Source organism: Paenibacillus sp. FSL H7-0714, assembly GCF_038003765.1.
GTDB lineage: Bacteria > Bacillota > Bacilli > Paenibacillales > Paenibacillaceae > Paenibacillus_AQ.
This window is the reverse complement of record NZ_JBBOPT010000001.1, coordinates 6,550,579-6,577,107: the sequence shown is the minus strand read 5'-3', so window position 1 is coordinate 6,577,107 and position 26,529 is coordinate 6,550,579. Positions and strand designations below refer to the sequence as shown.

Genomic DNA, 26,529 nt, shown 5'->3' with positions numbered 1-26,529 from the left:
AAGGATACCGAACTTATGACGCTAAATAGCGAGCTTGAACTTATAGATGCATTAGATGGTAGTGGATTGTTTGTGATGAAATGCGGCGGCAGTACGCTGGCTGCTCTTCCTGATTCTTTTTTCGAAGATTTACGAGATTTGCAGCAGGAAGGCATTCAACCTGTAATTGTTCATGGCGGAGGGCCAGCCATTTCAGAGAATCTAGCAAAGCTGGGCATTGAAAGCAGCTTCGTGAACGGTCTGCGAGTAACCACCGAGGCAGTACTAGATGTCGTAGAGATGACGCTGGCAGGGAGTATCAACAAGGCGATTGTAAGGCGAATTCAAGGAAGTGGCGGTCTAGCTCTAGGGCTATCCGGCATCGATGGAAATATGATTACTGCTAGACCCGTAGCTAATAGCGCTGAAGTAGGTTTGGTAGGCGAAGTAACGGAAGTGAAAGCTGATATCGTAACAGGGATTATAGGTATGGGATATATTCCTGTCATTGCACCTATTGGTGTAGATGCTGAAGGTCAGCGCTACAATATTAACGCAGATACAGCAGCAGGGGCAGTCGCTTCATATGTAGAGTCTCCCCAAATGATCGTAGTTACAGATGTGCCTGGCATTATGAGTACGGTGGAGGGTCGAAAGGTTGTGCTTCCATCCGTTACCGTACAGGAAATCGAAGCTTTAATTGAAAGTGGAGAAATTTACGGTGGCATGATCCCAAAAGTACGGGCAGCTATCGATTGCATTCAAGGCAGCGTTTCAGAGGTTATTATTGTGGATGGAAAAGAACCACGGGTGCTTAGCCGAGTGCTACAAGGTGAAGCGATAGGCACACGTATTATTCGTTCGTAGAATCATAGATGAGTATCAATTAGAGGTGCAGCCTGGTACACAGGAGCACAAGGTGGGAGAGTGACTTAGAATGAGCAAGCTTACACAAGCTGAATTGGATTCGCAAGCAGGGGCACAGCAGACCGATACAGTAGGATCAGGTACACCGGATGTTGCAGCAGGCAAGCTTAGCGCGGTATTCCCTTCTTACGCCAGATATGATCTCAGCTTAGTGAAAGGCAAAGGCACCTGGGTATGGGATGATAAGGGCAATAAGTATCTTGATTTCACAAGTGGATTAGCTGTGACCAGTCTAGGTCATGCTCCTGAAAAAGTCGGTGCGAAGCTAAAGGATCAGATTGATACGCTCTGGCATGTCTCGAACCTGTTCCATATTCCTGGACAGGACAAAGTTGCAAACCTTTTGACAGAGAATAGCTGCGCTGATCAAGTGTTTTTCTGCAATAGTGGGGCAGAAGCGAATGAGGCTGCTATTAAGCTGGCTCGTCGTTACCACCAGAAGATTAAAGGTGTGGATCGTTATGAGGTCATCACATTTGAACAATCCTTCCATGGACGTACATTAGCCACACTAACAGCTACAGGTCAGCAAAAGGTAAAAGAAGGATTCCTGCCGCTTCCAGCAGGCTTCAAGACTGTGCCCTTGCATGATCTCCCGGCGTTAGAGGCTGCTATCGGAGATCATACCGCTGCTATCATGCTGGAGATGGTGCTTGCAGAGGGTGGCGTGCTTGAGGTAGAGCCTGAGTTCTTGAACGCTGTAGTGGCACTGTGCAAGAAACACGGATTGCTTCTGATTGTAGATGAGGTACAGACAGGTATGGGACGTACAGGCAAGTTGTTCGCTCATCAGCATTATGGAATTGAACCAGATATTTTCACTTTGGCTAAAGGGATTGCTAGTGGGTTCCCAGCGGGTTTAATGCTTGGCAAAGGATATTTGCGTGATGCTTTCTCACCAGGCAGCCATGCGTCCACCTTCGGGGGAACACCACTCGCAACAGCGGTTATGGCAGCGACAATTGAAACGATGCTGGAGGATGAGCTTCCACAACGCGCTGAAGAAATGGGTAAGTACCTGACAGGTCTTTTGAAAGAGAAGCTGGCGGATAGTTCTTTTGTGAAGGATATCCGTGGTAAAGGACTGTTGATCGGGATTGAATGTCAATCACCAGTGGGCGATATTGTTTTGGCTGGACAAAAGAAAGGCCTGTTGTTCGTGACAGCGGGTCCTAATGTCCTTCGTCTGTTGCCTAATCTATATGTAAGTAAAGAGGAGATCGACCAAGCGGTAGACATCGTCTCCGAACTCATTCATACTTATGCTAAACAAGCAAACGGGGAGGTAGGCTCATGAGTCAGGGCGTACAGAGTAACAAGCACACCATTGCACAGCAACTGAAAGGCCGTGATTTACTGGAGCTGAACGATTACAGCCCGGAGGAAATTACGTATCTGATTGATTCGGCGATTGAGCTGAAGAAGAAGCAGAAAAATGGCGAAGAATTTCAGCCGCTGAAGGGGAAAACGATTGGTCTTATTTTTGAAAAATCCTCTACTCGTACGCGCGTATCGTTTGAAGTTGGAATGTATCAGCTGGGAGGGCATGCCCTTTTCTTGAGCAAAAATGACATTCAGCTTGGACGCGGTGAAACGGTTGGCGATACAGCACAAGTAATGTCACGTTACCTCGACGGAATTATGATCCGTACCTTCGGCCATGACAAAGTAGAGGATCTGGCTCGTTATGCTTCTATTCCAGTAATCAACGGTCTGAGCGACCTGGCACATCCTTGCCAAGTGCTGGCGGATTACCAAACCATTTATGAGCACAAAGGAAAGCTCAAAGGCCTGAAGCTGGCTTACATCGGCGATGGCAACAATATGGCGCATTCTTTGATGATTGGTGGAGCCAAGCTGGGTGTTGATGTATCAATCGCTGGACCAGAAGGTTATGAGCCGGATGCAGCAGTTGTAGCAGAAGCCCGTGAGATCGCTAAAGAAACCGGAGCTAAGATTGTGGTTACTAACAGCCCGCAAGAAGCTGTACAAGACGCTGACGTCATCTACACCGATGTGTGGGCGAGCATGGGCTTCGAAGAGGAGCAAAAGGCGCGTGAAGCGGCATTCAAGGACTATCAGGTCAATGAGGAGCTTGTAAAAGGCGCGAAGAGCGATTATCTCTTCCTGCACTGCCTGCCGGCCCACCGTGAGGAAGAGGTTAGCACAGGCGTGATTGACGGCCCTAACTCGGTCATCTTTGATCAGGCTGAGAACCGCCTGCATGCGCAAAAGGCTTTAATGGCTGCGCTGATGAGTTAAGGAATCATAGATAATTAGGATTGAACTTATATTGGTCTAAGATTATATAAAATACTATATAAGATGAACTTAATAAGTAGCGTTGGAATTCCGGTGCGGAGCAATGAAGTGAAAGTTTGCAACTGTAGGAGCGTTAGCGTTCGCCTTTATAATCAGATTTCATCTGCGAAGGCAGACTACAATCATAGAAATCTGATTATAACAGCGACCGGAAGTCCAAACATTTCACGTAGTTGCGCTTTATCACCGGAGTTCTATAAGCGCATTTAAGCGAATCTTATACCCCCCACACGAAAGGAAGTTGCCACACCATGGCTAAAGAAAAAATTGTACTCGCCTATTCCGGCGGACTAGATACATCCGTTATTTTGAAATGGCTTAAAGAAACTTATGATGCTGAGATCATCGCCTTCACAGCCGATATCGGCCAAAAAGAAGAGCTCGACGGTTTGGAAGAAAAAGCACTAGCTACTGGTGCATCGAAAGTATACATCGACGACCTGCGCGATGAATTCGCTAGCGATTTCATCTACCCTATGTTCCAATCTGGCGCACTTTATGAAGGCCAGTACTTGCTCGGAACTAGTATTGCTCGTCCGCTAATCGCTAAGCGTATGGTGGATATCGCCATCGCTGAAGGCGCTACGGCTATCGCGCATGGCGCGACAGGTAAAGGTAACGACCAAGTGCGTTTTGAACTTGGCGTAGCTGCTCTTGCACCAAACATTAAGGTGATTGCACCTTGGCGTTTGGAAGAGTTCCGCAATCAATTCCCGGGTCGTGCGGAAATGATCGCTTATGCGGAAGCTAATGACATTCCGGTACAAGCCTCTGCGGCGAAGCCGTATTCGATGGACCGTAACCTGCTGCACATCAGCTATGAGAGCGGCGTATTGGAAGATCCTTGGTTCGATCCAAGCGCACCTGAGAACAAAGGAATGTTCCTACTGAGCAACGCTCCAGAGGATGCTCCGGATGAAGCGGAATATTTGGAACTCGATTTTGTTAAGGGAGACTGCGTAGCCCTGAATGGTGAGTCCTTAAACCCACTTCAAGTGATGGAGAAATTGAACGAGCTAGGCGGTAAACACGGTATCGGACGTGTGGATATGGTTGAGAACCGTTTTGTCGGCATGAAGAGCCGTGGTGTGTATGAGACTCCGGGTGGAACAATCCTGTTCGTCGCTCATCGCAAAATGGAGTCCATCACGATGGACCGTGAAGTGATGAACCTGCGTGACAGCCTGATCACTCGTTACAGCACTTTGGTGTATAACGGTTTCTGGTTCGCACCAGAGCGTATTGCACTGCAAGCTCTTGTAACACAGAGCCAGCAAAATGTAACAGGTACTGTTCGTCTTAAACTGTACAAAGGCAACATCATTGGCGCTGGAGTGAAGAGTCCAGTCAGCCTGTACAATCCTGAGATTGCAACGATGGAAGCTGATCCTACACAAGCTTATGATCAAGGGGATGCAACTGGTTTTATCCACTTGAACGCATTGCGCCTTAAGGTTTCTACAGGTGTAAATGGAGCTTCGAAATAGAACGATAACATAAACTTAAACGGGCATTCCGAAGGCCGTTCCTCCCGTCAGGATAGGAGCGGCCCTCTGGCGTCCAAGAGGAGGAAACTACAGGTGAGCAAGCTTTGGGGCGGACGGTTTACTAAAGGAACAAACAAGCTGGTGGAGGAATATACGGCTTCCATTGGATTTGATAAGGCTTTGGCCAAAGAAGATGTACAAGGCAGTCTGGCGCATGTCACAATGCTGGGCAAATGCGGAATCCTTCCACAAGAAGATGTGGAGACGATTAAGCAAGGTCTGAACAAAGTATTGGACAAGGTTAACGCTGGAGAGGTTGTTTTCTCCGTAGCGGATGAAGACATCCATATGAATATTGAAAAACATCTGATTGAGGAAATCGGTCCAGTCGGAGGTAAGCTGCACACAGGACGCAGCCGTAATGATCAGGTGGCAACGGACATGCACCTTTACTTACGTGGCCGTGTAGTTGAGCTAGTTAGCTTGCTGCATGAATTGCAGGAAGCTTTGATCGAGCAGGCCAAAGATAATGTGGAGACAATTATCCCTGGTTATACGCATTTGCAACGGGCACAACCGATCCTGTTTGCTCACCACTTGTTGGCTTACGTCTCCATGTTCCGCCGCGATGCAGAACGTCTGACGGACAGCTACAAACGGATCAACGTGCTGCCACTCGGAGCAGGAGCACTTGCGGGAACGACCTTCCCGATCGACCGCCATTTTGTAGCGGAACAACTGGGCTTTGACAGTGTGTATGAGAACAGTCTGGATGCTGTCAGCGACCGCGACTTCATCGTTGAGTTTCTGGCAAATGCTGCGCTTGTAATGACTCACCTATCCAGACTCAGTGAGGAACTGGTGTTGTGGAGCAGCACGGAGTTCAGCTTTGTGGAACTGGATGATGCTTTCTGCACAGGCAGCAGCATTATGCCGCAGAAGAAGAACCCGGACGTACCAGAACTGGTACGGGGCAAAACAGGCCGCGTTTACGGCAACCTGATTGGCTTGCTGACCGTACTGAAATCTCTGCCACTCGCCTACAACAAGGATATGCAGGAAGACAAAGAAGGCATGTTCGATACCGTTACTACGCTGACTGGTGCACTGCAGTTGTTCGCGCCGATGATCTCCACCATGAAGGTGAACAAGGGACGTATGCGTGAAGCCGTGAACACGGACTTCTCGAATGCAACGGATATCGCCGACTTCTTGGTCGGCAAAGGTCTTCCTTTCCGCCAAGCACATGAAGTAATCGGAAAAACCGTGCTCTACTGCATTAACGAAGGCAAGTTCCTGCTGGATCTGTCGTTGGAAGAGTTCATGCAATTCTCACCGCTGTTCGACGAGAATATCTATGCTGTTCTTCAACCGGAAGCTGTAGTTAACGCCCGTAACGTTTATGGCGGCACAGCCACCGTTCAGGTGAAAGCTGCAATCGAACGAGCGGAGCTGGCATTGCACGAAGCTAATGAATGGGTTGTACAACACGGGGACGCTATATTGTAAACCGTATCAATACCAAATCTCGCCTCAGACTTTTATAGGTCGCAGGCGAGATTTTTTTTTATCTAAAGGGGCTCTAATTACAACACGACTGGATTCACAGTGTTCTTTACGGTTATCCTTAGATTAGGGATAGGAGGGTGCGTAAGTATGAGTAGAGAGCAAATCCTAGACGAGCTTAGATCACAATTAGAACTGGGGAATCATATTATTGGAGTAGCCACAGGTGCGGGAATAACGGCAAAGTATGCGAAGCAGGGTGGAGCAGACTTCCTTCTGATGTTAAACTCGGGTAAATTCCGGCAGATGGGGAGGAGCTCTCTCGCTGGGATTTTGCCTTTTTGTAATAGCAATGATATGGTGATGGACTTTGCATCTAGAGAGATCATACCTTTGGTCAGAGATATTCCTATTATTTTTGGGCTCAATGCAACCGATCCGACAAAAGACATGGAGACCTATATCAGTGAAATAAAGAATAAGGGATTTTCCGGAATTAATAATTACCCCACGGTTGGATTAATAGATGGTCAATTTGGAGAAGCGCTCGAAGAAGAGGGGAATGGTTATCTACTCGAAGTAGAAGCTATAAGGACCGCCCATGAAAAAAATTTGTTTACCATAGCCTTTGTATTTGACGAAATCCAAGCCGCTCAGATGATCGAGGCAGGAGCAGATATTATTTGTGCACATTTAGGCTTAACCGAAGGGGGATTATTAGGAGCCAAAAAAGTATTCTCTCTGGAAGCTGCCAAGGCTAAGGCGGACAAGATTTTTAATACATGCAATGAGCTAAAGCCAGAGTTAATTAAGTTGGTTTATGGTGGTCCCGTGAAAACGCCAATTGATGTGCAGTATATGTACAGTAATAATCAAAATTTGATGGGGTATATCGGGGGCTCTGCTTTTGAAAGAATTCCCTCGGAGAAGTCCATTACGAATATAACCAAAGCTTTTAAAGTGTCGGGGACGCTGGATGAAGATGATTTTATGGTCAAAATGTTAGACGGCATCACAAAGCACTATGATTATGTTGAATTTGTAAAAGAATACGTAGCTCAAAATTATATGAATGAGATCTTGTTTGCAGATTTAGCTAAGGTGGCCCATGTATCCCGAAGTTACTTAAGTAGTTTGTTTACCAAAAAAGTAGGCTGCAGCTTTCAATCGTATCTCGTACAATTTCGGATGGATAAGGCAGCGGAAATATTACATAGAGACCCTATCCAGTTATCTGAGCTAGCACCATTAGTTGGGTACCAAGACTATGCGCAGTTTAGCAAAATGTTTAAGAAGTATAAAGGGTTCTCGCCAAAACAATATAAATCTAACATAAACACAAAAACATAAGACATAAAAGCGTTTTCATTGATAAACCAAAGAAGTATGATTAACTCATAAGTTGATCATGCTTTTTTGAAATATAAGAAAGTATAAGTTTCACATTATACATTATCCTTATATTTCTCCTTGTAGATATTTGAAGAGGAGGTTGAAGAAATGAAGACGATTGCCATTGCCGGAACTTTTGACACCAAGGGTGAAGAATATCTCTACATTAAAAATTTGCTGGAAAGCTTGGAGCTAGGTACGTTTACGATTCATACGGGTGTGTTTGAACCCACTTTTACACCGGATATCTCTAACCGAGAAGTAGCAGCAGCCGCGGGTGTAAGTATAGATGAGCTCGTTGCCAAGAAAGATAGGGCACTAGCAACAGAATTATTAGCCAAAGGTATGGAAAAATTAGTACCTGAATTATATAAGCAAGGCAAATTTGATGGAATTATCTCCTTTGGGGGCACTGGAGGTACTTCACTTGTAACCCCTGGTATGCGGGGATTGCCTATTGGTGTACCAAAAGTGATGGTTTCGACCGTAGCTTCAGGGAATACTGCTCCATATGTAGGCACTAGTGATATTGTCATGATGCCATCGGTTGTAGATGTTGCTGGTCTGAACTCCATTTCAACAAAGATTTTTACCAATGCGGCCTTCGCCATCGCCGGTATGCTTAAATTTGAGAATAAACAAGTGATAGAGAAAAAACCATTAGTAGCTACAACAATGTTTGGGGTAACAACCCCCTGTGTGACGGCAGCCCGTAACTATCTTGAAGCTAGAGGATATGAAGTGCTTGTATTCCATGCAACAGGTGTAGGTGGCCAGTCCATGGAAGCGCTAATCGAGGCTGGTTTTATTGAAGGTGTATTGGATCTGACCACAACAGAATGGGCGGACGAAATTATTGGTGGTGTGCTAAATGCCGGACCTCATCGGTTAGAAGCTGCTGGAAAACATCATATTCCACAGGTTGTATCGGTAGGCGCGCTTGATATGTGCAACTTTGGCCCTTATGATACGGTACCCGAGAAATTTGCTGGACATAAGTTCTATAAGCATAACCCTACAGTTACTTTGATGAGAACAACAGTAGAAGAGAATGCAGCCATCGGTAAAAAGCTTGTCGAGAAATTAAATATGGCCAAAGAAAAAACGGTATTAATGTTGCCGCTTAAAGGGATATCCGGCATTGATGTTGCAGGGGAAGCTTTTTATGGGGTAGAGGAAGATCAAATGTTATTTGATACCTTAAGAAATGGTGTAAACAGAAATGTTGTCGAGGTTATCGAAATGGATTGTGCCATTAATGATGTGGAGTTTGCAGAAGCAGCAGCGCAGAAGCTAATAGATCTCATGAGCAAATAAGGCTTTTATAAGATAAATAAATATTTAAATGGAGGCGTTACACATGAACAAAAATACAAGAACTGAAATCATGGCGAAGTTTAGAGAAGAAGTAGCAAATGGAAAGATTCTTTTAGGTGTTGGGGCTGGCACAGGGATTACTGCAAAAAGCAGTGAAGCTGGCGGAGCAGATATGCTGATTGTTTATAATTCAGGAAGATACAGAATGGCAGGCCGAGGATCACTTGCGGGGTTATTATCTTATGGAGATGCCAACCAAATCGTAGTCGAAATGGGCTCTGAGGTATTACCTGTTGTGAAAAATACTCCCGTATTAGCAGGCGTATGCGGAACGGATCCTTTTAGAGTGATGGAGGTTTATTTAAAACAACTTAAGGAACAAGGTTTCAGCGGCGTGCAAAACTTCCCAACCGTTGGTTTGATCGATGGCGTATTCAGACAGAACCTGGAAGAGACAGGGATGGGATATGGTTTAGAAGTAGATATGATTAGAGCGGCGCATGAATTGGATATGCTCACAACGCCTTATGTATTTGATCCTGAACAAGCTAAAGCTATGGCAGAAGCAGGCGCAGATATTTTGGTGGCGCATATGGGCTTGACTACTAAGGGTACAATTGGAGCTAAGACAGCTCTTACTTTAGATGATTGTGTAGAAAGAATTGAAGCGATTATTAAAGCAGGAAAGGCAGTAAATCCCGATATTATGGTTATTTGTCACGGTGGACCGATTGCTGAACCAGAAGATGCTGCGTACGTAATTGAACGGACAGAAGGTATAGACGGATTCTTTGGTGCATCCAGTATTGAGAGATTTGCTGCTGAAAAAGGGATCACAGAACAGACTGGATTATTTAAAAAAATCACCAAACAAGCATAAATGCCTTCGGCGTCCTTATAAGGACGGTAAGCAATTAAGCGAGAAATATAAGGATACAGTAGTGTGAAACTTATACTCTATCTTTATATTTTAAAAGAACCCTCCTAAGAGGGTAATCTGAGTAGAACAGATATTAAAGGTGTAGCTTATGGCTGCACCTTTTTGTTGTCTATTAGAAGAAGCTAGTTATTACTCAACGGTAGCCAAGCCAATATATCGCGGATTTTGGCATCCCAGTAGCCCCATTCATGGTTGCCAGGACCTTCATCGTAGGTGAAATCAAGGGAGGTTGCTCGGCATGCATCGCGGAATTTTAAGTTATCTGTGTACAGGAAATCTTCTGTGCCACAGCATTGATACAGCGCTGGTTTCGGTTCCGTGGAGCGGTTCACTTCCTCAAGCAGCCATAGAAGGTCTTCGGGCGTTCCGGCGATATCTTCTGTTCCGAAGATCATCTCGTATTCTTTGCTTTTGACGGTAGGATCTTCCGCGTTCATAAAATTATGCGCCATATCGAGTGCTCCTGACAGACTCGCTGCCGCTGCAAAAGACTCCGGTTTACGCAGTCCCAGCTTGATCGCCCCGTAACCACCCATCGATAGTCCAGCTACAAAGTTCTCCTCACGTTTATCTGACAATGGGAAAAACGAGCGCGCAAGCATTGGCAACTCTTCACTAATAAAGGTCCAATAACGGCCTCCAACCGCCATATCCGTGTAGAAACTGCGATGTACATTCGGCATAACTACAGCTATTCCCATCTCTGCTACATATCGTTCTATAGAAGTCCGGCGAAGCCAGATCGAATCATCGTCTGACAAACCGTGCAGCAAATACAGCGTAGGGTGAAGTTCGCCTCTAGTTACGTTGCTCATCCCGATTTGTGTGGTTGTTTTTTGCGGCAAAATTACAGTCATTGAGGTATTCAATCCTAGTACTTCCGAATAAAATTTGCACTCTATTAAAGCCATTTCATCCATCCCCTCTCTCTCCAAATAATAGCACACAGAAAAAGTGAGAGATATTGTAGAAATATCTGAATTATAAGGATTTTAAGGATTGCTGTACCTAGATATGAGAGAATATAATGGAAGTAGAAAAATAAGGAAGAAACGTGCAAATGCGAAATTATTTTCATAGGCGGGAGGCAAAAAGTAGGATGAAATCGGGCCTAAAGCAGGAAAAAGGTTTTACTTTGATCGAAGTGCTGGCCGCTATTGTGATTTTGTCGATAGTATCACTGGTGCTTACGTCTTACTTTACAAACGCCATGAGTTACTCTAAATCGAACCAGAACAAGACGATTATGGTCAATCTGGCGCGGAATGCGCTGTTTTATGTGGAGAAGCAGGATTTTAAGGAAATGAGTAATTTTTTTGTAACAGATCCATTAAAGCATAAGATGATTGTAGATGCAGGTGAGGAACTGCCCATGATTAAGGCTTCTGAGTGCACGACGACTATAACATGTGTTTATAGCAATAGTTTTGTAAATGGTGGAGCTTTACCAGATGTATTAAATCCAGTCGTTAACAACATCAAATATGAGATTAATATTCGATACCAGTTTCAATTACATCAGGAGATGCAGGAAGGAAAGAATAGTGGTGGAGGGGTAGATACCCGCAAGAGCGAGATGGCACCTTATCTTATCCCTGTCGAGGTGAAAGTTAGTGGTAATGGTGGGCCTGGTGGAACAGCTTATAATACGGTGGTGGAGGGATATATTACGGATGAGAAGATTCGCTGACCGCCTAAAATACCAGCAGGGCTTCACACTGATTGAGATGATCGCCGCGATTACCCTCTTCGCTATGGTTGCAGGAATGCTCTCTATGATGATGATGTTCGGTTTCCGCAGCTATCATAAAATAACGATTGAGAACTCACTTCGTGAGGAAGCTGATTTGATTATGTCATCTATCATTAATGAATTATATGTATTCGGACCAACTAGAGTGGAGAATACGACAGATGGATTAAATCTGATAAAGGATTCAGATGGTGTGATATCTACGCGAACTATTCAATTTGTTACTTCTGAGGGCGGGGAAGGTGGCATTACCACACTTACCATTAATAGTGTCATAAACGATCCTCGTACCTCAATTCATTCCGATCTATCTGGTTCTACGATTGTTTCTACCAATTCTAATGGTACGGGTTGCAAGGTTAATGTACCTTGTAGAAGCGGACTCGTTGATATAAAACTACTTTTAACTCAGCATTACGATGGAAGGACATATGATATGGAGATGGTGAGCAAATTTGGTTTTTAGGAGGAATCACATAATGACAGGACAATCATCCCGGTCTATCCGCGTCAGAATAGCTCATACTAGTTTGCAATGCTTAAAAGAAGAGAGAGGCTCGGCACTTGTACTGGTCATGTTCATTGTACTGATTCTTACTATTCTCGGTTTAAGTGTACTTAGTGCTACAGTGGGCGGTGCACAGCGGACAGAGACGCGTAAAAATGATGTGCAAAGTCTACACTTAGCTGAAAAAACGCTTGATGAGGCTGTGGCGTATATTACATCGAGCTTAAATAAAAAAATAGAGAGTAATATAGATATTAGCCAAGCAGAACTGGATCAGTCCATAAAGAATTTTTTGACTGCACTTCCAACCACACTTCCAGATACACTTTCAGCAGGTCTTAAGACAAGTACTGATTTGGCAAACGCAACTGGGAAAATAAGTGGAATTACATATGCGGTAGAGGGGACGATTGGAACAGGAACGTTGGTCAAATACATAGTGACTATCAACTCGGAGGCTGAAGTTAACGGGGTCAAGCGTAATCTTAAGCAAAGGGTGTTTATAGACACATTTCCAGATTTTCTTAAATACACTATTGGGTCAGAAAAGAATCTTACGATTAATGGAGCACCCTTAATTATTGGGAACATTTACGCAGGAGACATACTAATTATCAGCGACAAGGCTGAGTACACGTATAAGAAAAAATTCCATACACTTGTATCAAGTCCCTTTGAAATAGATGGTGAGGCGCATGTTCAATCTCTTGATAAGCTGATATATCGAGAGGAAGGCAAAAGTGAGTTGAAGGCTTCTGAAATTACTAAAGAAACCTCCATGACTGGAAAAATCCCTCAAGATAAGGTGGAAATTAGAAATCGTCGTACATTCGTAGAAGTTAATGTTGAGGGATCATTTGTGGATAAAGTGGCGGAAGCAATAGGGGCAGGGGCTGACAGAACTACGATTCGAAATAAGCTTGCTGAAGGCAAACTAGCATCCTATTTAGCGGGTATGAATCTATATAATTTTGACGCTATTGATCAGGTTGGCTTGATCAAGCCAATTCTCAGGGATGATTCGCCTGAGGCTCAGAAGGATTATAAGGAGGAAATGAGGGAATATACTAAAAAATTAAACACTATAAAGCATCCAACCAAATCTGTTATTTATAATGGAAATCTGGATCTGGACGGCAGTGATGACTTTCCGGGTGTCTTATACTCAGAAGAAGACAAAAACTCAACGTCATCCCGTAAGTGGCTCATTGTAGACGGAAATCTAATCGTTGATAACTATGGTAATGAAAAACCAGTACAGATACGAGCGAATATTTTGGTGACTGGAAAGGTAGAAATTCGGGGGAATGTTCAAATTGATTCCACTATGTTTGTATTTAAAGAACCCTCGACTATTAATGGAATTCCCGAACATACTACATTGGTAGAAGATGCAACACTTCAAGGATTGGATGGTAAGGAACTAGTATTGATCTCCCGTGGTCCAATACTTATTAATCGTTTGGCCGCCTTCAGTAACACCCCTACTCAGTTAGATGCTTTTTTCTATACTGATTCGGATGCGGATTTATATGGTGTAGGATCTATATTCTCGCTTAGCGGAGGATTCTTTGCAAAGGGGAATCTTACTATAAATGCTGTGCGGGGAACAGCTGTAGGCAAAGATAATAATATTGTAATAGACAGCAACAGCAATTTGATCCGGTTCAAGGCAGCTTATAACGATCAGATCTTTGAAGATCAGAAGGCCGGACTTCCCCGTGTGAAGACAGTGAATATTAGCGTAGAAGACATGCAGTTGGAGTAGCGTTTGATATAAATGTGGAATATAAAACCCCCGAGTCGCAGTATCTTTGCGACTCGGGGGTTTTGCCTTTTTAGTAACGATCTTCGTTCTCTACAATTACCTCTACAGAGGCTTGGATTATAGGGTCTTCAATATACGAAACAGTAATAGTGGCTTTCCCCTTCTTTAGACCGGTTATTTTACCATCACCTGAAACCGTCAGGATGGCTGTGTTGCTGCTTGTCCAGAGGAGTTTATCTTTAAAGTCATTTTTGATTAAGCTTTCTGGCCAAATTACAAGACCGTTATTAAATAAATCTCTGGAATTATCCGGTCCAACTCCTATTTTGAATGGCGCGGGTAAGGATAGGTTAGTTAATTTAACACCAATTGCTATTTCTTTAAAGGCTTCAATAACAGGGGAGGATCCTTTTACAATCACTTTGACCTTGACTGATTTGGTAAACACGTTGCCCTTTAACTTTATAGTTTTGTTATCAGGGGTAGGGAAGTATGTTGCATAATTACTTCCATCCCCTTCCAGGCTCCATACGTATTCAACCGGATCGGAATTCTCTACAGGTTGAACGACAGACACATTTAACGGTATTTCGCTTCCAATATTCACAAAAGAATCGCCGTTAATCCTTATCTCACGAACAGGATTAGTAATTTTAATTGTAAGTTCTTCAGTATCGGCTCCATCAGGCTTTCGGGTTGTGTTCACCGTAGCTACAATAGTCACAAATCCAGATCGTTTAGCCTGCAAGGTGGCGTTACTTCCGATGTATGGATCAGGATTCTTGGTTATCGTTGCATCGGCTGAATTAGATCCTGGCTTGATGGACCATTCGTAGCCGGTTATCGTTTCTTCAAAGGGCTCATAGCTCGCTTCGAAGGAAACTTTCTCGCCGACTATAGCGTGATCTGCTCCCTTAATAGTTAAATCAGGTGAAACCACAGTTACTATTGCAGTGGTAGAAACCTTACTTCCATCGTTTCTTATATCTCTTGCCGTAATTACTAGTGTTGCTGCTCCGGCTCTCAAACCTGTGATGACCCCTGTCTCTGTAACTGATACAACATCTGGCTGCATCGACAACCAAATTACTTCTTTATTGTTTGCATCTTCAGGCGTTATGACCGGTAGAAGTTTCAGCTCACTACCTACCCGAATCCGAGTATCTTGAAGTTGAATGTTCGCTACTTTAACGATCGCTTCAAAGGAGATCGGCGAGAAGTTTATTGTTACCCGGTCCCGTGTGACTGGTGTCGGATTCGGTAAATTCCCAGTGAATGAAGACAGAACAATACTGTGCCCACCATTATATGGAGAAATGGATTTTCCGATTACCGAGCCAACAATATCACCTGTAAAAGATATATTTGCTAGTGGAGCCAGAACTGAACCATAAATTTTGTATCTATGAAGGTTCAATGAAGTGGCTTCATAAAAATTGTATAAAACGTTATTACTGCTCACTCCTACAAGGGTATTGGAGCCATTGCTGACGGTTACATTCTTTCCAGGAATATTGACAACAGTAGTGGAACTATGTGGTGTATCAATGATCAGACTTTTAATATTTCCATTGATCGGTGTTACATAAAAGACGTTAAGGTTAGGATCAATTCCTTTTAGAGTGATGGTGTGCTCCGGACCTGTTGGTTGGGCAGTCTCCGGTAATGTTGCATACGATAATGAGCGACTTTTCAGGCCTTTCGCAACCTCAGCGAAATTAATGAACTTATCTTTATGCAGGGTTTGTCTAAGGAGGTAATCTGGAGCAGTTATACTACCTCCGTAATAAGCCATCCCATTTAGAGTACCGCCATCTAAGCTCAGGTTTCCACCTGCCACAATAGTCGCAGTAGTTTCGGTATTCGTTAATGATTGCCCTACACCAAAAGAGTTGATATATATATTCCCACCTGCTGCTATGCGCCAGTTATTGGTGAATCCAATGTTTCGAAAATCAATGTTCTCTAGCATAAAGATTGAATAATCATTAGCTATGCCGAGTGAAGTAATTGGAGCGTTGGATCCAGGGAAAGTAAGCGCCTCTGCATGAATATCCTCATAAGTAATCTTTGAATTATCTAGCAGGTATAATTTCTTTTCTTGCGGAACTGCTGTAAGACTAAAAGTGATAGTAATACTGTTTTCTGGCGTATAAGATTTGACGTTGTTACTCTCTGTTAACTTGTAAGTGATGTTTCCTAGATTTTTTCTTAAAGTATATCCTGTGCTTAAAGTACCGCTCTTGGTCATACCATCCGGGAGAGGTTCGCTAAATTCCAAATTCGGAGGAAACTTTTCTTCAAACTGAACGTCTGAAATCACTAGGTTATTAATTCCTTGTTCACCGGGATCAACAGCAAGATAGGGAACAGAGTTTGGCGTTACAGTGTACGTAAATATAATCGGCTTACCCTTCTCAACAGTAGCGGAAGGCTGTGTACGTTGAATCGTGAGGTTCGAATCGATCTTTTGTACAGTCATGTTTACGATTTTAGTTGAGAGTGCGCCTTGTTTGTCCCAAGCAGTAATCTCGATTTGAAGATTTCCACCTGCAGGGAGAGGGTTGTTAAAAGCCTGAGTAACTGTCTCTCCAGATAAAATTGCCTTCTCGTTCATTATGTAGCCGGCAATTACATTGTCGTTTTGTTTAAACTTTACACTGGTAAATAGGTTCTTGTCCTTCAAATCCCAGTCATCGACTGTATAACTGACGACCAGTTGGTTCTGATACGAAGGCTTTATACTGTTGTCAGAGGGTGTGTGCACTGTGATTTCCGGAGCATGATTAGCACCTGTAAATGCACGGTACATCGTATTTACGAACAACTTTTGTTCCCACTTTGGAAAAGACGTTGCTTCAGTTTTTTTATAAGACGTTCCAATGATATGTCCGGTTCCTGAGTAAGTCACATTTCCTTTAGAATACGTATAGTAATGGTTCCAGCTATCATTGCTATCACGGTTACTACCAGTGATATTGTACCAAGGGGTCACTGAGGGGTCCTCTAAGTCAAGGGTGAAATATTGATTATGTGTACTGGCTACAGTATTCCTACCATCTTGAACACTTAAATTAAAAGGATATTGTGTGAGTAACCCATCATTCACAGGAGTAATAGATGTTGATGTGCTTGGAGCATTTAATCCCAAGTTGGTCTGAGGGGTGGTTTGACCGGTAATTCCTTGGAACTTCTTCGTCCATTGGCTGCTATTGTTGTTGCTGGTATTAATATAAATAGTATCGTGAGTGAACATGGCAGATTGTTTAGTTTCATTTATGAATTTTAATACGGCATCCGCCGAAAGTTCGTTAATTGGAGCTTTTTCATTGTATATATCCCGGAATCCAAATAGGAGCATGTCGTATGTGCCGTTCAAACCGTATTTTGGTGTAGAACTTTCCTTATTCTTAATGTAATCGTTGAATTGAGTCATTGTTTTTGTATCGATAACCAGTTCGTAGTCTTTGTCTAGGCTATTTAGAAAACTGGAATCCATAACTAATTCATTATTAATGAGTTGGCTGTCATTATTTCCATCAGGTAATATCTGCAATACATTAACCATCGTCTTCTTACCCTTAAATTGAATAGTGCCGGTAGTGAAATCACTTAGAACCTTTTGATTCAAAGAATCTACTGCCTCTAGCTTCCAATATAATAGACCTGAATAAGTCTTAGGGAGCTTATATTTGATTTCACCGGTTGGCGAAGTGCTCAAGGACGTGGTAGCAACGACTTGATCTTCAGTCATTTTTATGGACTTATCTAAGCCCAGATAGAGCTTAACAAGTATAGGATTCGTTCCTAAATTAACATTTGAAACGTTGAACTTGAATGTGAGCTCGTCGCCGGGCGTATAGATCTTGGGCACAGTCGCACCGTATTCGATAATTTGACTCTTGTTAGTAATGTTTAGTTGAGGTCTTTGCTTCATTTTGGACAAATAAGTGGAATTACTTATTTTCAATTCGGAGATAAAGGCATTTAACTCAGAATCATTGAAGAATAGAACATTGGATTTTGGGGTTAATGCCTGGTATGTATTAAAGGTATTATATAAAATTCCGTTCTGTGTTGGAGCTGAGAAGGGCTGCTTGTGGAAAATTACATATAACCCCTTATTAATAAAATAATCGGTGATTTCTTTCGCTTTTAAATTAGTTATGTCATTCATAACTGCTTTGGTATTATGATCTTTTCCGGAGACCCCACTCGTACTGTAAGTCCCCTTCCCGATATAAACCGCATCGTATCGCCCGTCCAGATCATCTCGCAGCGCCACAAAGCGCTTCATACTCATCGTATCAATCGTAAAGTTAGCTAATCCAGAGGTTAGAGATGCAAGCTCGCTGATACCACTTTCAGTAACCTCCAGCATCCGAATCTGGTATTCATTTGAACTGGCTTCTACATTCATGAAGTGATTTTTGAGTGGCAGAACAAGCAGAAGGAGAAGCAAGATCGTTACTGTAAAAAGATAGAACCGTTTGTTACTGGCAAATTTCATGGTCATCTCTCCCTGATTGTTAACTATTGGTAGATATGGTCGAATCGTATGTTATATATGCTAGTTTACGACAGCTTTTTCAGCTGATTTCATTGTAAAATTATCCAATCTATGTTATATACATTCTAGGACATTCAGCATTGATAGACAACATAAATCTATTGAAATATACCTATAAATTTATTACTAAAGTCCCAATTATATTGAAAAATACGCTAGTTTGACAAATTTGATGGATCCGTAATTATGGAAAAACTATTTTCGTGTTTTGCAGAAATAGAACTGGTAATTTATCTTTTGTTTATTCCTAGTATTATCCATTATTGAGGTCGGCATAAAGGTATAACCAATAACGGCATATGGAGCTGAACGGACATGGCCATCGCCAAAAAGAGACTTGGAGATTTGCTGGTAGAAAATAATATTATTTCGCAGGAACAGCTGCTTGAAGCACTTGCGGAACAGCGTAAAAGCAAGCGTAAGCTTGGCGATCTGCTAATCTCTCAAGGCTATATCACGGAGCAGCAGCTGATTGAAGTGCTTGAATTCCAGCTGGGTATTCCGCATGTCAGTTTATTTAAATACCAGATTGATCCTGCGATCACACAGATTATTCCTGAAAGTATGGCTAAGCGTTATCAGGTACTTCCCTTCTTAAAAGAAGGCGGTAAGCTGATGGTTGCGATGGCCGATCCGCTGGATTATTTTGCGATAGAAGATTTACGAATGAGTACAGGGTTCCGAATCGAACCTGCTATTTCCACTAGGGATGAGCTGCAGCGGGCGATTGCACGTCATTACGGCATGCGTGATTCTATGAATCAGATGCTAGTAGAGCTCCCGACACAGGAAGAAGTAGAAGAGACAGAGATTACAGATGAGGATTCTCCTATCGTACGTTTGGTCAATCAGATGATTCAGCAGGCTGTTGCTCTGCGGGCATCTGATATACATATGGATCCAGGTGAGAATAATCTAACGATCCGCTACCGTATTGACGGAACCTTACGAACAGAGCGGATTATTCCTAAGCAGATGCAGGGCTTTATCACCGCTCGTCTGAAAATAATGGCCCGACTGAATATCGCTGAACGGCGTTTGCCACAAGACGGCCGAATCAAAATGCAGTTTGATTTCAAAATGGTAGATATTCGCGTGTCCTCATTACCTACGATGCACGGGGAGAAGATTGTACTGCGGTTGCTAGATTTAAGCACAGGTGTCAAATCTGTAGATGCTTTGGGATTCAGTGAGGGGAATGCGGAAGTTTTTAAGGAAATGATTGCTCGTCCTTACGGAATTCTGCTAATCACTGGACCTACAGGTAGTGGGAAAACAACGACTTTATATTCAGCGCTGAATCAACTCAATGTAGAAAGTGCAAATATTATCACAGTTGAAGATCCAGTGGAATACCAGCTTGAGGGTGTAAACCAGGTGCACGTAAACTCGGCTATTGGGCTAACCTTTGCAGCTGGGCTACGTTCGATTCTCCGACAAGATCCGAATATTGTAATGGTCGGTGAGATACGGGATGCGGAAACTGCTGAAATTGCGGTTCGTGCCTCATTAACAGGTCATCTAGTGTTGTCTACTTTACATACAAACGATGCGATTAGCTCCGTCTCTCGCTTGCGGGATATGGGAGTAGAGCCTTATTTAATTGCCTCCTCACTAATTGGTGTGGTAGCTCAGCGGCTCGTTCGCAAAATCTGCACCGACTGCAAAGAAACCTACAAACCGTCTGAGCAGGAAGCGATTATGCTACGTAGCTTGGGGTTGCCATCGGATGAACTACATCGTGGTCGAGGTTGCGGTAGTTGTAGCAGTTCTGGTTATCGTGGCCGAATAGCGATTCATGAGGTGCTCAGTATTGACGATCATTTGCGGCAGCTTATTACGAACACTGCTTCAGTAGAAGAACTGCGTGTCGCAGGTAAAGCGCGTGGACTTGTACAACTGATGGATGATGGACTACTCAAAGTTAGTCAGGGAATCACGACGTTACAAGAGGTCATGCGCGAGACGGTCTCACATTAGGATATATAAGGTGTATTGCATTTTAATCTAGGGGGAGCAGCGGATGCCAACGTATACGCGGGATATTAGACAGCTTTTGCAGACGGCTTACTCCTCCAAAGCTTCCGACTTACATATCTCTGTAGGCTCGCCTCCGGTGATACGTATGGATGGAACGCTTCACCCACTTGAGGGTGTACCAGTAACAGCTGATGAAGCTGCAGAAATGGCAGAAGCGCTGCTTGGCAGTGAACGAAACGAAGTGTTTCGGAATGCAGGCGAGGTGGATTTCTCTTATCCGCTGGATAGCGGCGTAAGATTTCGGGTGAATGTCTATCGTCAGCGGGGTGAGATTAGTATCGCTGCCCGGGCCATTCCTGCAGAGATTCCGAGTCTAGAGCAGCTGTCGATGCCTCCGATTTTGTCCACTTTGTCACTTAAACCACAAGGTTTGATACTAGTAACAGGGCCTACGGGCAGCGGTAAATCCTCTACGTTAGCAGCTATGCTGAATTACATTAACAAGACCGAAAGCAAGCATGTTGTGACACTTGAAGATCCTATAGAATTTCTGCATAGTCATGGAACCTGTCTAGTGGATCAACGTGAAGTGGGCAGCGACACAGCTAGCTTTGCGAGCGGACTACGTTCTGCATTACGTCAGGATCCGGATGTTATTCTCGTTGGAGAGATGCGGGATTTGGAGACCATTACAGCAGCAGTTACTGCCGCGGAAACAGGTCATCTTGTGATGGCAACCTTACATACAACAGACGCACCACAGACGATTGATCGAATTATTGACGCTTTTCCGGGTCATCAGCAGGGACAGATTCGTTCACAGCTAGCCTCAGTATTACTGGCAGTTGTCAGTCAGCGGTTGTTTCCAAGGGCAGGGGGACGTGGGCGGATATGTGCAACAGAGATCTTAGTGAATACACCTGCAGTAGCTAACCTCATTCGTACCGAAAAGACACATCAGATTAAAAATGTGATGCAAACGGGACGCTCGCAAGGCATGCATACGTTGGACATGAGTATCCGTGAGTATTTATCACAGGGGTTCATTGAACCAGCAGCAGCTAAGTCGTTTATGGCGGAGGTGAGTAGCTGATGCCTCTTTTTGAATATCAAGTGAAGACAACCGCAGGCAAGTCCATTAAAGGAAAGCTAACCGCAACAGATAAGCCTACGGCAATGGAGGAGTTACGCAAGCGGGGCCTTACGGTATTCTCGCTGATCGAACGCAAAACAACGATTCTCTCAATGGATATTTATATCGGTAATCCGGTTAAGCCACTTCATTTCATCATTTATTGTAGACAGTTTGCCACGCTTATGCGTGCTGGAGTGTCGATTGTAGATGCAACGCGTATTTTGGCAGAGCAGACTGAGAGCAAACCGCTCCGTAAAGCACTTGTGGAAGTGAATTCAAGCCTGATGCGCGGAATCTCGTTCTCACAAGCTGTTCAGGATCATAAAAAAATCTTCCCGCAGCTATTCGTCAGCATGATCCGTGCCGGAGAGGAATCAGGTGATATTGAGGGGACGCTCGACAGACTGGCGATGTTTTTCGAGAAGCAGCATTCCACGACGGAGAAAATCAAATCTGCACTCACTTACCCGATTACGGTCGGGGTTATGGCGATTGGAGCGGTTATATACCTCCTGTGGGCTATAGTTCCACAGTTTGTAACGATGTTCGAATCGATGAATGCGGAGCTTCCGGCGATTACAAAGATGGTATTGGCACTTAGTAAAAGTATTCAAGGTCAATGGTATTTCTGGATACTCGGAGTTCTTCTCCTAGTGATAGCTTTTCAGATTACAAAACGCACAGAAAAGGGTGCCTACGCACTCGATTATGCCAAGCTGAAGATTCCGGTGTTCGGTAAATTGAATCAAAAAGGCTCGATTGCTCAGTTTACGCGAACTTTTGCATCTCTTTATGCCAGCTCAGTTCCGATCCTGCAATCCTTGGTGATTGTAGAAGAGGTAGCAGGAAATAAGGTTATTGGGGGATTTATCCGTAGTGCAGGAGATTCGCTGAGACAAGGAAACCCACTGTCTGAACCTCTGAAAAAAGCATGGGTTTTCCCGCCGCTAGTTACACAGATGATTGCGATTGGTGAAGAGACAGGAGCACTCGACACAATGTTGTCTAAGGTAGCTGATTTCTATGAGATGGACGTAGAAAATACCGTTGATCGTCTGAAGTCACTGCTTGAACCATTGCTGATTGCTTTTCTAGCAGGTGTTGTAGGTGTGATTGTGGCCGCTATTATGCTGCCGATGTTCAGTCTGTATGGCAATATGTGAACCTTGTGGTTCCTTGTAAATATTGAGAGGGGTGACGCCGGGGAGGCGGGGCAGGGTTGCAGATCCTTTGCTAGCGCTAGACAAGGAAGGACGAGCATTGTAGCGGGATTCACGGAAATAAAAGATATAGGCTGTACCATCACATACCACTTAGAGGGGGAAATAAAATGTTAGCACAAGCCATTAAGAGAAGATTGAGCAAAGAGGAAAATCAAAAGGGGTTTACGTTGATTGAGTTATTGGCCGTTATCGTTATCTTGGGGATTATTGCGGTTATTGCTGTTCCTTTGATTGGGAATGTAATCGGTAATTCAAAAAGTAGTGCGGATGCAGCAACGGCACGTCAAGTTTATGATGCTGCGAGATTATATATTATCGGTGAGAAAGACGGAGCTTTTGAAGGACGCGGAAAAGTAGAGATTAAAGCTATGCAAGATGGAGGTTATCTTGATAAGATTTACCTTCCGAGCGATAAAAAAGAGGTCACTTCAGGATTTGTGTTTTTTAATGCAAAGGGTCAACTTGATAACACCACCACTGCTAAAACCGATGCTGTTACTTTAGAAACAGGATCTGACGCAGCGGATATTCATGAATTCAGTGCTGCTAATGTTCTAAGCGCTAAAAAATAATTAGGCTTTTTCATCCCTAAGGAATCGGACTTCCCGATTCCTTTTTTAAAATCCAGAAAGCCAACAGAGGACATCCATGACGATATTCATCGCAAGTTACATCACATTACTGGGCCTGACTTTAGGCTCCTTCTATAACGTAGTGGCACTGCGGGTGCCAGCTAAGGAATCCTTGCTTAATCCACCGTCACATTGCCCGAACTGTAATACGCGGCTGAAGGCGCGAGATTTGCTTCCGGTGATAAGCTTCCTGCTGTCAGGAGGCAAGTGTCGTTACTGCGGCACAAAGGTGTCGCCTTTATATCCACTAGGAGAAGCGGCAACGGGTTTGCTTTTTCTATGGGTGTACTTACGATTTGGTCTGACGGGGAAGGGAATCCTCGGGTTCGTGTTTGTGAGTTTAGCGGTTATTGTGACGGTTGCAGATTTGAAGTACATGCTGATTCCGAACAAGGTATTGCTATTCTTTTTGCCGATACTGCTCATTCTTGTATTGCTCTATCCAGAGGGGCTGTTATGGCATCACTTGCTGGGGGCTGTGCTTGGGGGAGGAGCTCTTATCCCCTTTGTTCTGTTAGGAGGGATGGGTGCCGGGGATGTGAAGTTATTTGCGCTGCTGGGCTTGGTCATCGGATTTCCTAATGTGATTTTGGCTTTTCTGATGGCTTGTCTGCTTGGAAGTGTGGTCGGAGGACTGCTAATGCTGCTCGGAATCATCAAACGCAAACAACCGATACCTTTTGGACCATGGTTAGCAATAGGGGCTTTAATTAGTTACGGATATGGTTCACACATCATTGGCGCGTATCTCTCGCTCATCGGATAGGAGGACATCGATTATATGCTTGGATTAGGCCCTAAAGTGGCCGGGCTTTCTATTGAAGCTACCGGAATCCGTTATATTAGTTTTAAGAATAAACAGTCATGGGAAGTCCGCAAAAAACGGTATCTTCCGCTCCTTCCAGGCATGATCATTGAGAATCAGGTGGCGGATAGCGAGGCGCTTTATGATCGGGTTAGGCAGTGGGTGAGGAAGGAAGGGTTAAGGGGCAGCAAGGTTTCCTTGTCGATTCCACCTTCGCAGATCATTATCCGCAAAATGAGTATCCCAAGTACCAACGATAAGCAGGTTGAACAGCTCGTAAAGCTCGAAGTGGAGACGGGGCTGCATTTGCCATTTGAAAATCCTGTTTACGACTATGTGACGCTCGAAGTGGATGAGGAACATAGCCATTTGCTCGTATTTGCCGCTCCGCGGAAATCGATACAGGATTATGTAGAGATTTTGGAGCGTGCGGGTCTTCGAATAAGCAGTGTTGAAATTTCGGCTACCGCCTTGGCGCGAAGTATAGCAACTGGACATGGGGAAAGCTTTGTGGAAACGATGCTGATTAATCTAGAGCCATCCGTCATGGACGTTTATATGTTCAGAAATGGTAATCCGGTGTTCATTCGTACGATTAACTTGCTTGATCTGCATAAAGGTCGAAATGTTGCGGCATTGGAATTTATGGTAGACGGTGAAGTTTTGGCAGAAACAGCAGTTGCTGTGGAAGAGCAATTATCACCGGAACAAATGGTGGAGATCACTGCGGAAATCTCGAGGATGCTCAGCTTCTACCAATATAGCTTGCACGATGGCTCGACTCGTATCAAAAACTTAGTTATAACAGGTGTCCCTTCCATTCGTAAACAGCTAGATCTAGAGCTTCAGCAGTCGCTGGCAGAACTCGAGATTACACCGATAAGTCTAGACCAGATGGGTAAAGATGCTGTATCTGATCTTGAGCTAAATGATTACCGAGTAGCAGCGGGGACAGCTCTAAAAAGCATCATCAGCGTGGACACGATTGACCTACTGCCAAGAGAAGATCGGGAGACGTTATTATTCCCCTATGTGACCATGGGTCTTGTGGCGATCTGGCTGGTGGGAACGATTGGGACGAGTATTTATTTTTCGGCTAATAAGGGTCAAATCTCTAATGGTAAAGAGGAGCTGCAAGGCTTGCAGGATCGCAGTTTAATGCTACAGGTAGAGCTTGGGAAACTTAAGAACAGCGGACCTGGGCAGTTAGATCGGAAGACGGCAATCGCAGAGATTCAGAACAATAAAGTAATTGCTGTTCCTATTCTAGATGAATTAGTCGAAGGGTTACCACCGGGTTCTCTGCTCCGTGACATTAACTACACCTACCGGACATCGATTGACCTGACTGTTAATGTACCAACTATGGTAGAAGCCTCTAACTATTTAAGACAACTGCGTCAGATGTCCTTTACAGTGGATGCTTCTATTTCGAAGCTGACCGAAGGAACTGTGGATCAGAGTGCGGGGCCAACGAATGCAGCCACTTCCTTAAATATGTATACAGCCATTTATAAAGTAAACTTATTAGCAAATAATCAACAGACAAATGGAACGGATGCAAGCCAAGAGGAGGTGAACAGCGATGGAACAGTTCAATAAGTATCGCTCTCCAATCGTAATGGGTGTATTGATTCTGTTCTTGATGCTGTTTGCCTTTTATATGCTGGGTGTTCAACCGACAAATAAGGAAATATCCGCACAGAACGCAGAGATCAGCCAGCTGGAGAAAGAAGCAGAGATTCTTCAAACTAAAATTAATGAACTAAAAAGCAGCGCTACTTCTTTGGATTCCGAACAACAGAAACTTCTGGCAGCACTCCCGAAAGGCGATGACAGCGAAGGATTGATTGATGATTTACGAGCGGTTGGGATGTCCTCACAGGCACGCTTAAAGGATGTCAGCTTTATTTTGGATGAGGCTAATCCGATTCAGCAAATGACTGGTTCGGCTGAAGTGCTGTTCCCGACGGTCAAACAAGTCAAAATGACTGCTGTAGTAGAAGGCACCTATACAAGCATACGGCAGTGGATGGATGAGCTACAGGCGCTGGCACGTATAGTGAATGTAGACTCATTTAATTTCCAGCAATCCTATGAAGAGCGATCTAAGGATAGTCCTGAAAGTATCTTGACAGCTAACGTAGCTTTCACAGCTTATTATGAGGTTGTTACTCCTTCTTCGAATTAGATCTCTAACCGTTGTAATAACACTATTTCACGACTCCACTTTTCCTGTAAATCAGGAGGGTGGATTTTTTTCGTTACTATAAAATATAAATGCG

The 26,529-nt window shown here is 43.9% G+C and carries 20 protein-coding genes; 18 read left to right on the top strand and 2 right to left on the bottom strand.

Going from position 1 to position 26,529, the window contains the following annotated elements; translation table 11 throughout:
* Positions 1–15 precede the first annotated feature (15 nt).
* The 8 genes from argB to NST34_RS29600 all read left to right on the top strand — a co-directional run bounded on the left by argB (position 16) and on the right by NST34_RS29600 (position 9,810).
* The gene (gene argB / locus NST34_RS29635; protein WP_339243736.1) at positions 16–846 is read left to right on the top strand and encodes an acetylglutamate kinase; all 831 of its coding nucleotides are present in this window, start codon (positions 16–18) and stop codon (positions 844–846) included.
* Positions 847–916: 70 nt separating this feature from the next.
* Positions 917–2,203, top strand: a complete 1,287-nt coding sequence (locus NST34_RS29630) for an aspartate aminotransferase family protein (RefSeq protein ID WP_341129292.1) — start codon at positions 917–919, stop codon at positions 2,201–2,203.
* On the top strand, positions 2,200–3,168 hold the full coding sequence (gene argF, locus NST34_RS29625) for an ornithine carbamoyltransferase (protein WP_341059311.1): 969 nt from the start codon (positions 2,200–2,202) through the stop codon (positions 3,166–3,168). Before NST34_RS29630 ends, argF begins: the two co-directional genes overlap by 4 nt.
* 311 nt (positions 3,169–3,479) lie before the next feature.
* Positions 3,480–4,715: an argininosuccinate synthase gene (locus NST34_RS29620; RefSeq protein ID WP_042192353.1), complete on the top strand. Its 1,236-nt coding sequence runs from the start codon at positions 3,480–3,482 to the stop codon at positions 4,713–4,715.
* Between the two features lie 93 nt (positions 4,716–4,808).
* Positions 4,809–6,224, top strand: coding sequence for an argininosuccinate lyase (gene argH, locus NST34_RS29615; protein ID WP_341129291.1), 1,416 nt, complete (start codon positions 4,809–4,811; stop codon positions 6,222–6,224).
* Positions 6,225–6,371: 147 nt separating this feature from the next.
* Positions 6,372–7,571, top strand: a complete 1,200-nt coding sequence (locus tag NST34_RS29610; RefSeq protein ID WP_341129290.1) for a phosphoenolpyruvate hydrolase family protein — start codon at positions 6,372–6,374, stop codon at positions 7,569–7,571.
* A 150-nt stretch (positions 7,572–7,721) separates the two neighbouring features.
* A complete protein-coding gene (locus NST34_RS29605) occupies positions 7,722–8,930 on the top strand; it encodes a Tm-1-like ATP-binding domain-containing protein (protein WP_341129289.1) in 1,209 nt (402 codons plus the stop codon).
* A 43-nt stretch (positions 8,931–8,973) separates the two neighbouring features.
* Positions 8,974–9,810, top strand: a complete 837-nt coding sequence (locus NST34_RS29600) for a phosphoenolpyruvate hydrolase family protein (RefSeq protein WP_042192344.1) — start codon at positions 8,974–8,976, stop codon at positions 9,808–9,810.
* 182 nt (positions 9,811–9,992) lie between these two features.
* On the opposite strand, the gene NST34_RS29595 is transcribed toward NST34_RS29600, so the two are convergent.
* Positions 9,993–10,781: an alpha/beta hydrolase gene (locus NST34_RS29595; protein WP_341126836.1), complete on the bottom strand. Its 789-nt coding sequence runs from the start codon at positions 10,779–10,781 to the stop codon at positions 9,993–9,995.
* A gap of 188 nt (positions 10,782–10,969) precedes the next feature.
* On the opposite strand from NST34_RS29595, the gene NST34_RS29590 reads away from it, so the two are divergent.
* The 3 genes from NST34_RS29590 to NST34_RS29580 are packed head-to-tail and all read left to right on the top strand — an operon-like array spanning position 10,970 to position 13,899.
* Entirely contained in the window at positions 10,970–11,560 is a 591-nt protein-coding gene (locus NST34_RS29590; RefSeq protein WP_341129288.1) for a type IV pilus modification PilV family protein, read from the top strand.
* Positions 11,544–12,089 carry a prepilin-type N-terminal cleavage/methylation domain-containing protein gene (locus tag NST34_RS29585; RefSeq protein WP_341129287.1) on the top strand — a complete coding sequence of 182 codons (546 nt, stop codon included), beginning with the start codon at positions 11,544–11,546 and terminating at the stop codon, positions 12,087–12,089. Before NST34_RS29590 ends, NST34_RS29585 begins: the two co-directional genes overlap by 17 nt.
* 13 nt (positions 12,090–12,102) lie before the next feature.
* On the top strand, positions 12,103–13,899 hold the full coding sequence (locus NST34_RS29580; protein WP_341129286.1) for a hypothetical protein: 1,797 nt from the start codon (positions 12,103–12,105) through the stop codon (positions 13,897–13,899).
* A 70-nt stretch (positions 13,900–13,969) separates the two neighbouring features.
* Here the strand turns inward: NST34_RS29580 and NST34_RS29575 are convergent, their stop codons facing one another.
* Positions 13,970–18,409, bottom strand: coding sequence for a DUF5057 domain-containing protein (locus NST34_RS29575; protein ID WP_341129285.1), 4,440 nt, complete (start codon positions 18,407–18,409; stop codon positions 13,970–13,972).
* A gap of 375 nt (positions 18,410–18,784) precedes the next feature.
* Between NST34_RS29575 and NST34_RS29570 the strand changes: the two genes are divergently transcribed.
* The 7 genes from NST34_RS29570 to pilO all read left to right on the top strand — a co-directional run bounded on the left by NST34_RS29570 (position 18,785) and on the right by pilO (position 26,435).
* Complete coding sequence (locus tag NST34_RS29570; RefSeq protein ID WP_341129284.1) at positions 18,785–20,449, top strand: GspE/PulE family protein; 1,665 nt, start codon at positions 18,785–18,787, stop codon at positions 20,447–20,449.
* A 43-nt stretch (positions 20,450–20,492) separates the two neighbouring features.
* Positions 20,493–21,542: a type IV pilus twitching motility protein PilT gene (locus NST34_RS29565; protein ID WP_341129283.1), complete on the top strand. Its 1,050-nt coding sequence runs from the start codon at positions 20,493–20,495 to the stop codon at positions 21,540–21,542.
* On the top strand, positions 21,542–22,747 hold the full coding sequence (locus NST34_RS29560; RefSeq protein ID WP_341129282.1) for a type II secretion system F family protein: 1,206 nt from the start codon (positions 21,542–21,544) through the stop codon (positions 22,745–22,747). Before NST34_RS29565 ends, NST34_RS29560 begins: the two co-directional genes overlap by 1 nt.
* 167 nt (positions 22,748–22,914) lie before the next feature.
* On the top strand, positions 22,915–23,379 hold the full coding sequence (locus NST34_RS29555) for a type II secretion system protein (protein ID WP_341129281.1): 465 nt from the start codon (positions 22,915–22,917) through the stop codon (positions 23,377–23,379).
* A gap of 76 nt (positions 23,380–23,455) precedes the next feature.
* Positions 23,456–24,205: a prepilin peptidase gene (locus tag NST34_RS29550; RefSeq protein ID WP_341129280.1), complete on the top strand. Its 750-nt coding sequence runs from the start codon at positions 23,456–23,458 to the stop codon at positions 24,203–24,205.
* A 15-nt stretch (positions 24,206–24,220) separates the two neighbouring features.
* Complete coding sequence (gene pilM / locus NST34_RS29545) at positions 24,221–25,846, top strand: pilus assembly protein PilM (protein ID WP_341129279.1); 1,626 nt, start codon at positions 24,221–24,223, stop codon at positions 25,844–25,846.
* The gene (pilO, locus tag NST34_RS29540; RefSeq protein ID WP_341129278.1) at positions 25,830–26,435 is read left to right on the top strand and encodes a type 4a pilus biogenesis protein PilO; all 606 of its coding nucleotides are present in this window, start codon (positions 25,830–25,832) and stop codon (positions 26,433–26,435) included. The genes pilM and pilO overlap by 17 nt, the downstream gene beginning before the upstream one ends.
* Positions 26,436–26,529: the final 94 nt, after the last annotated feature.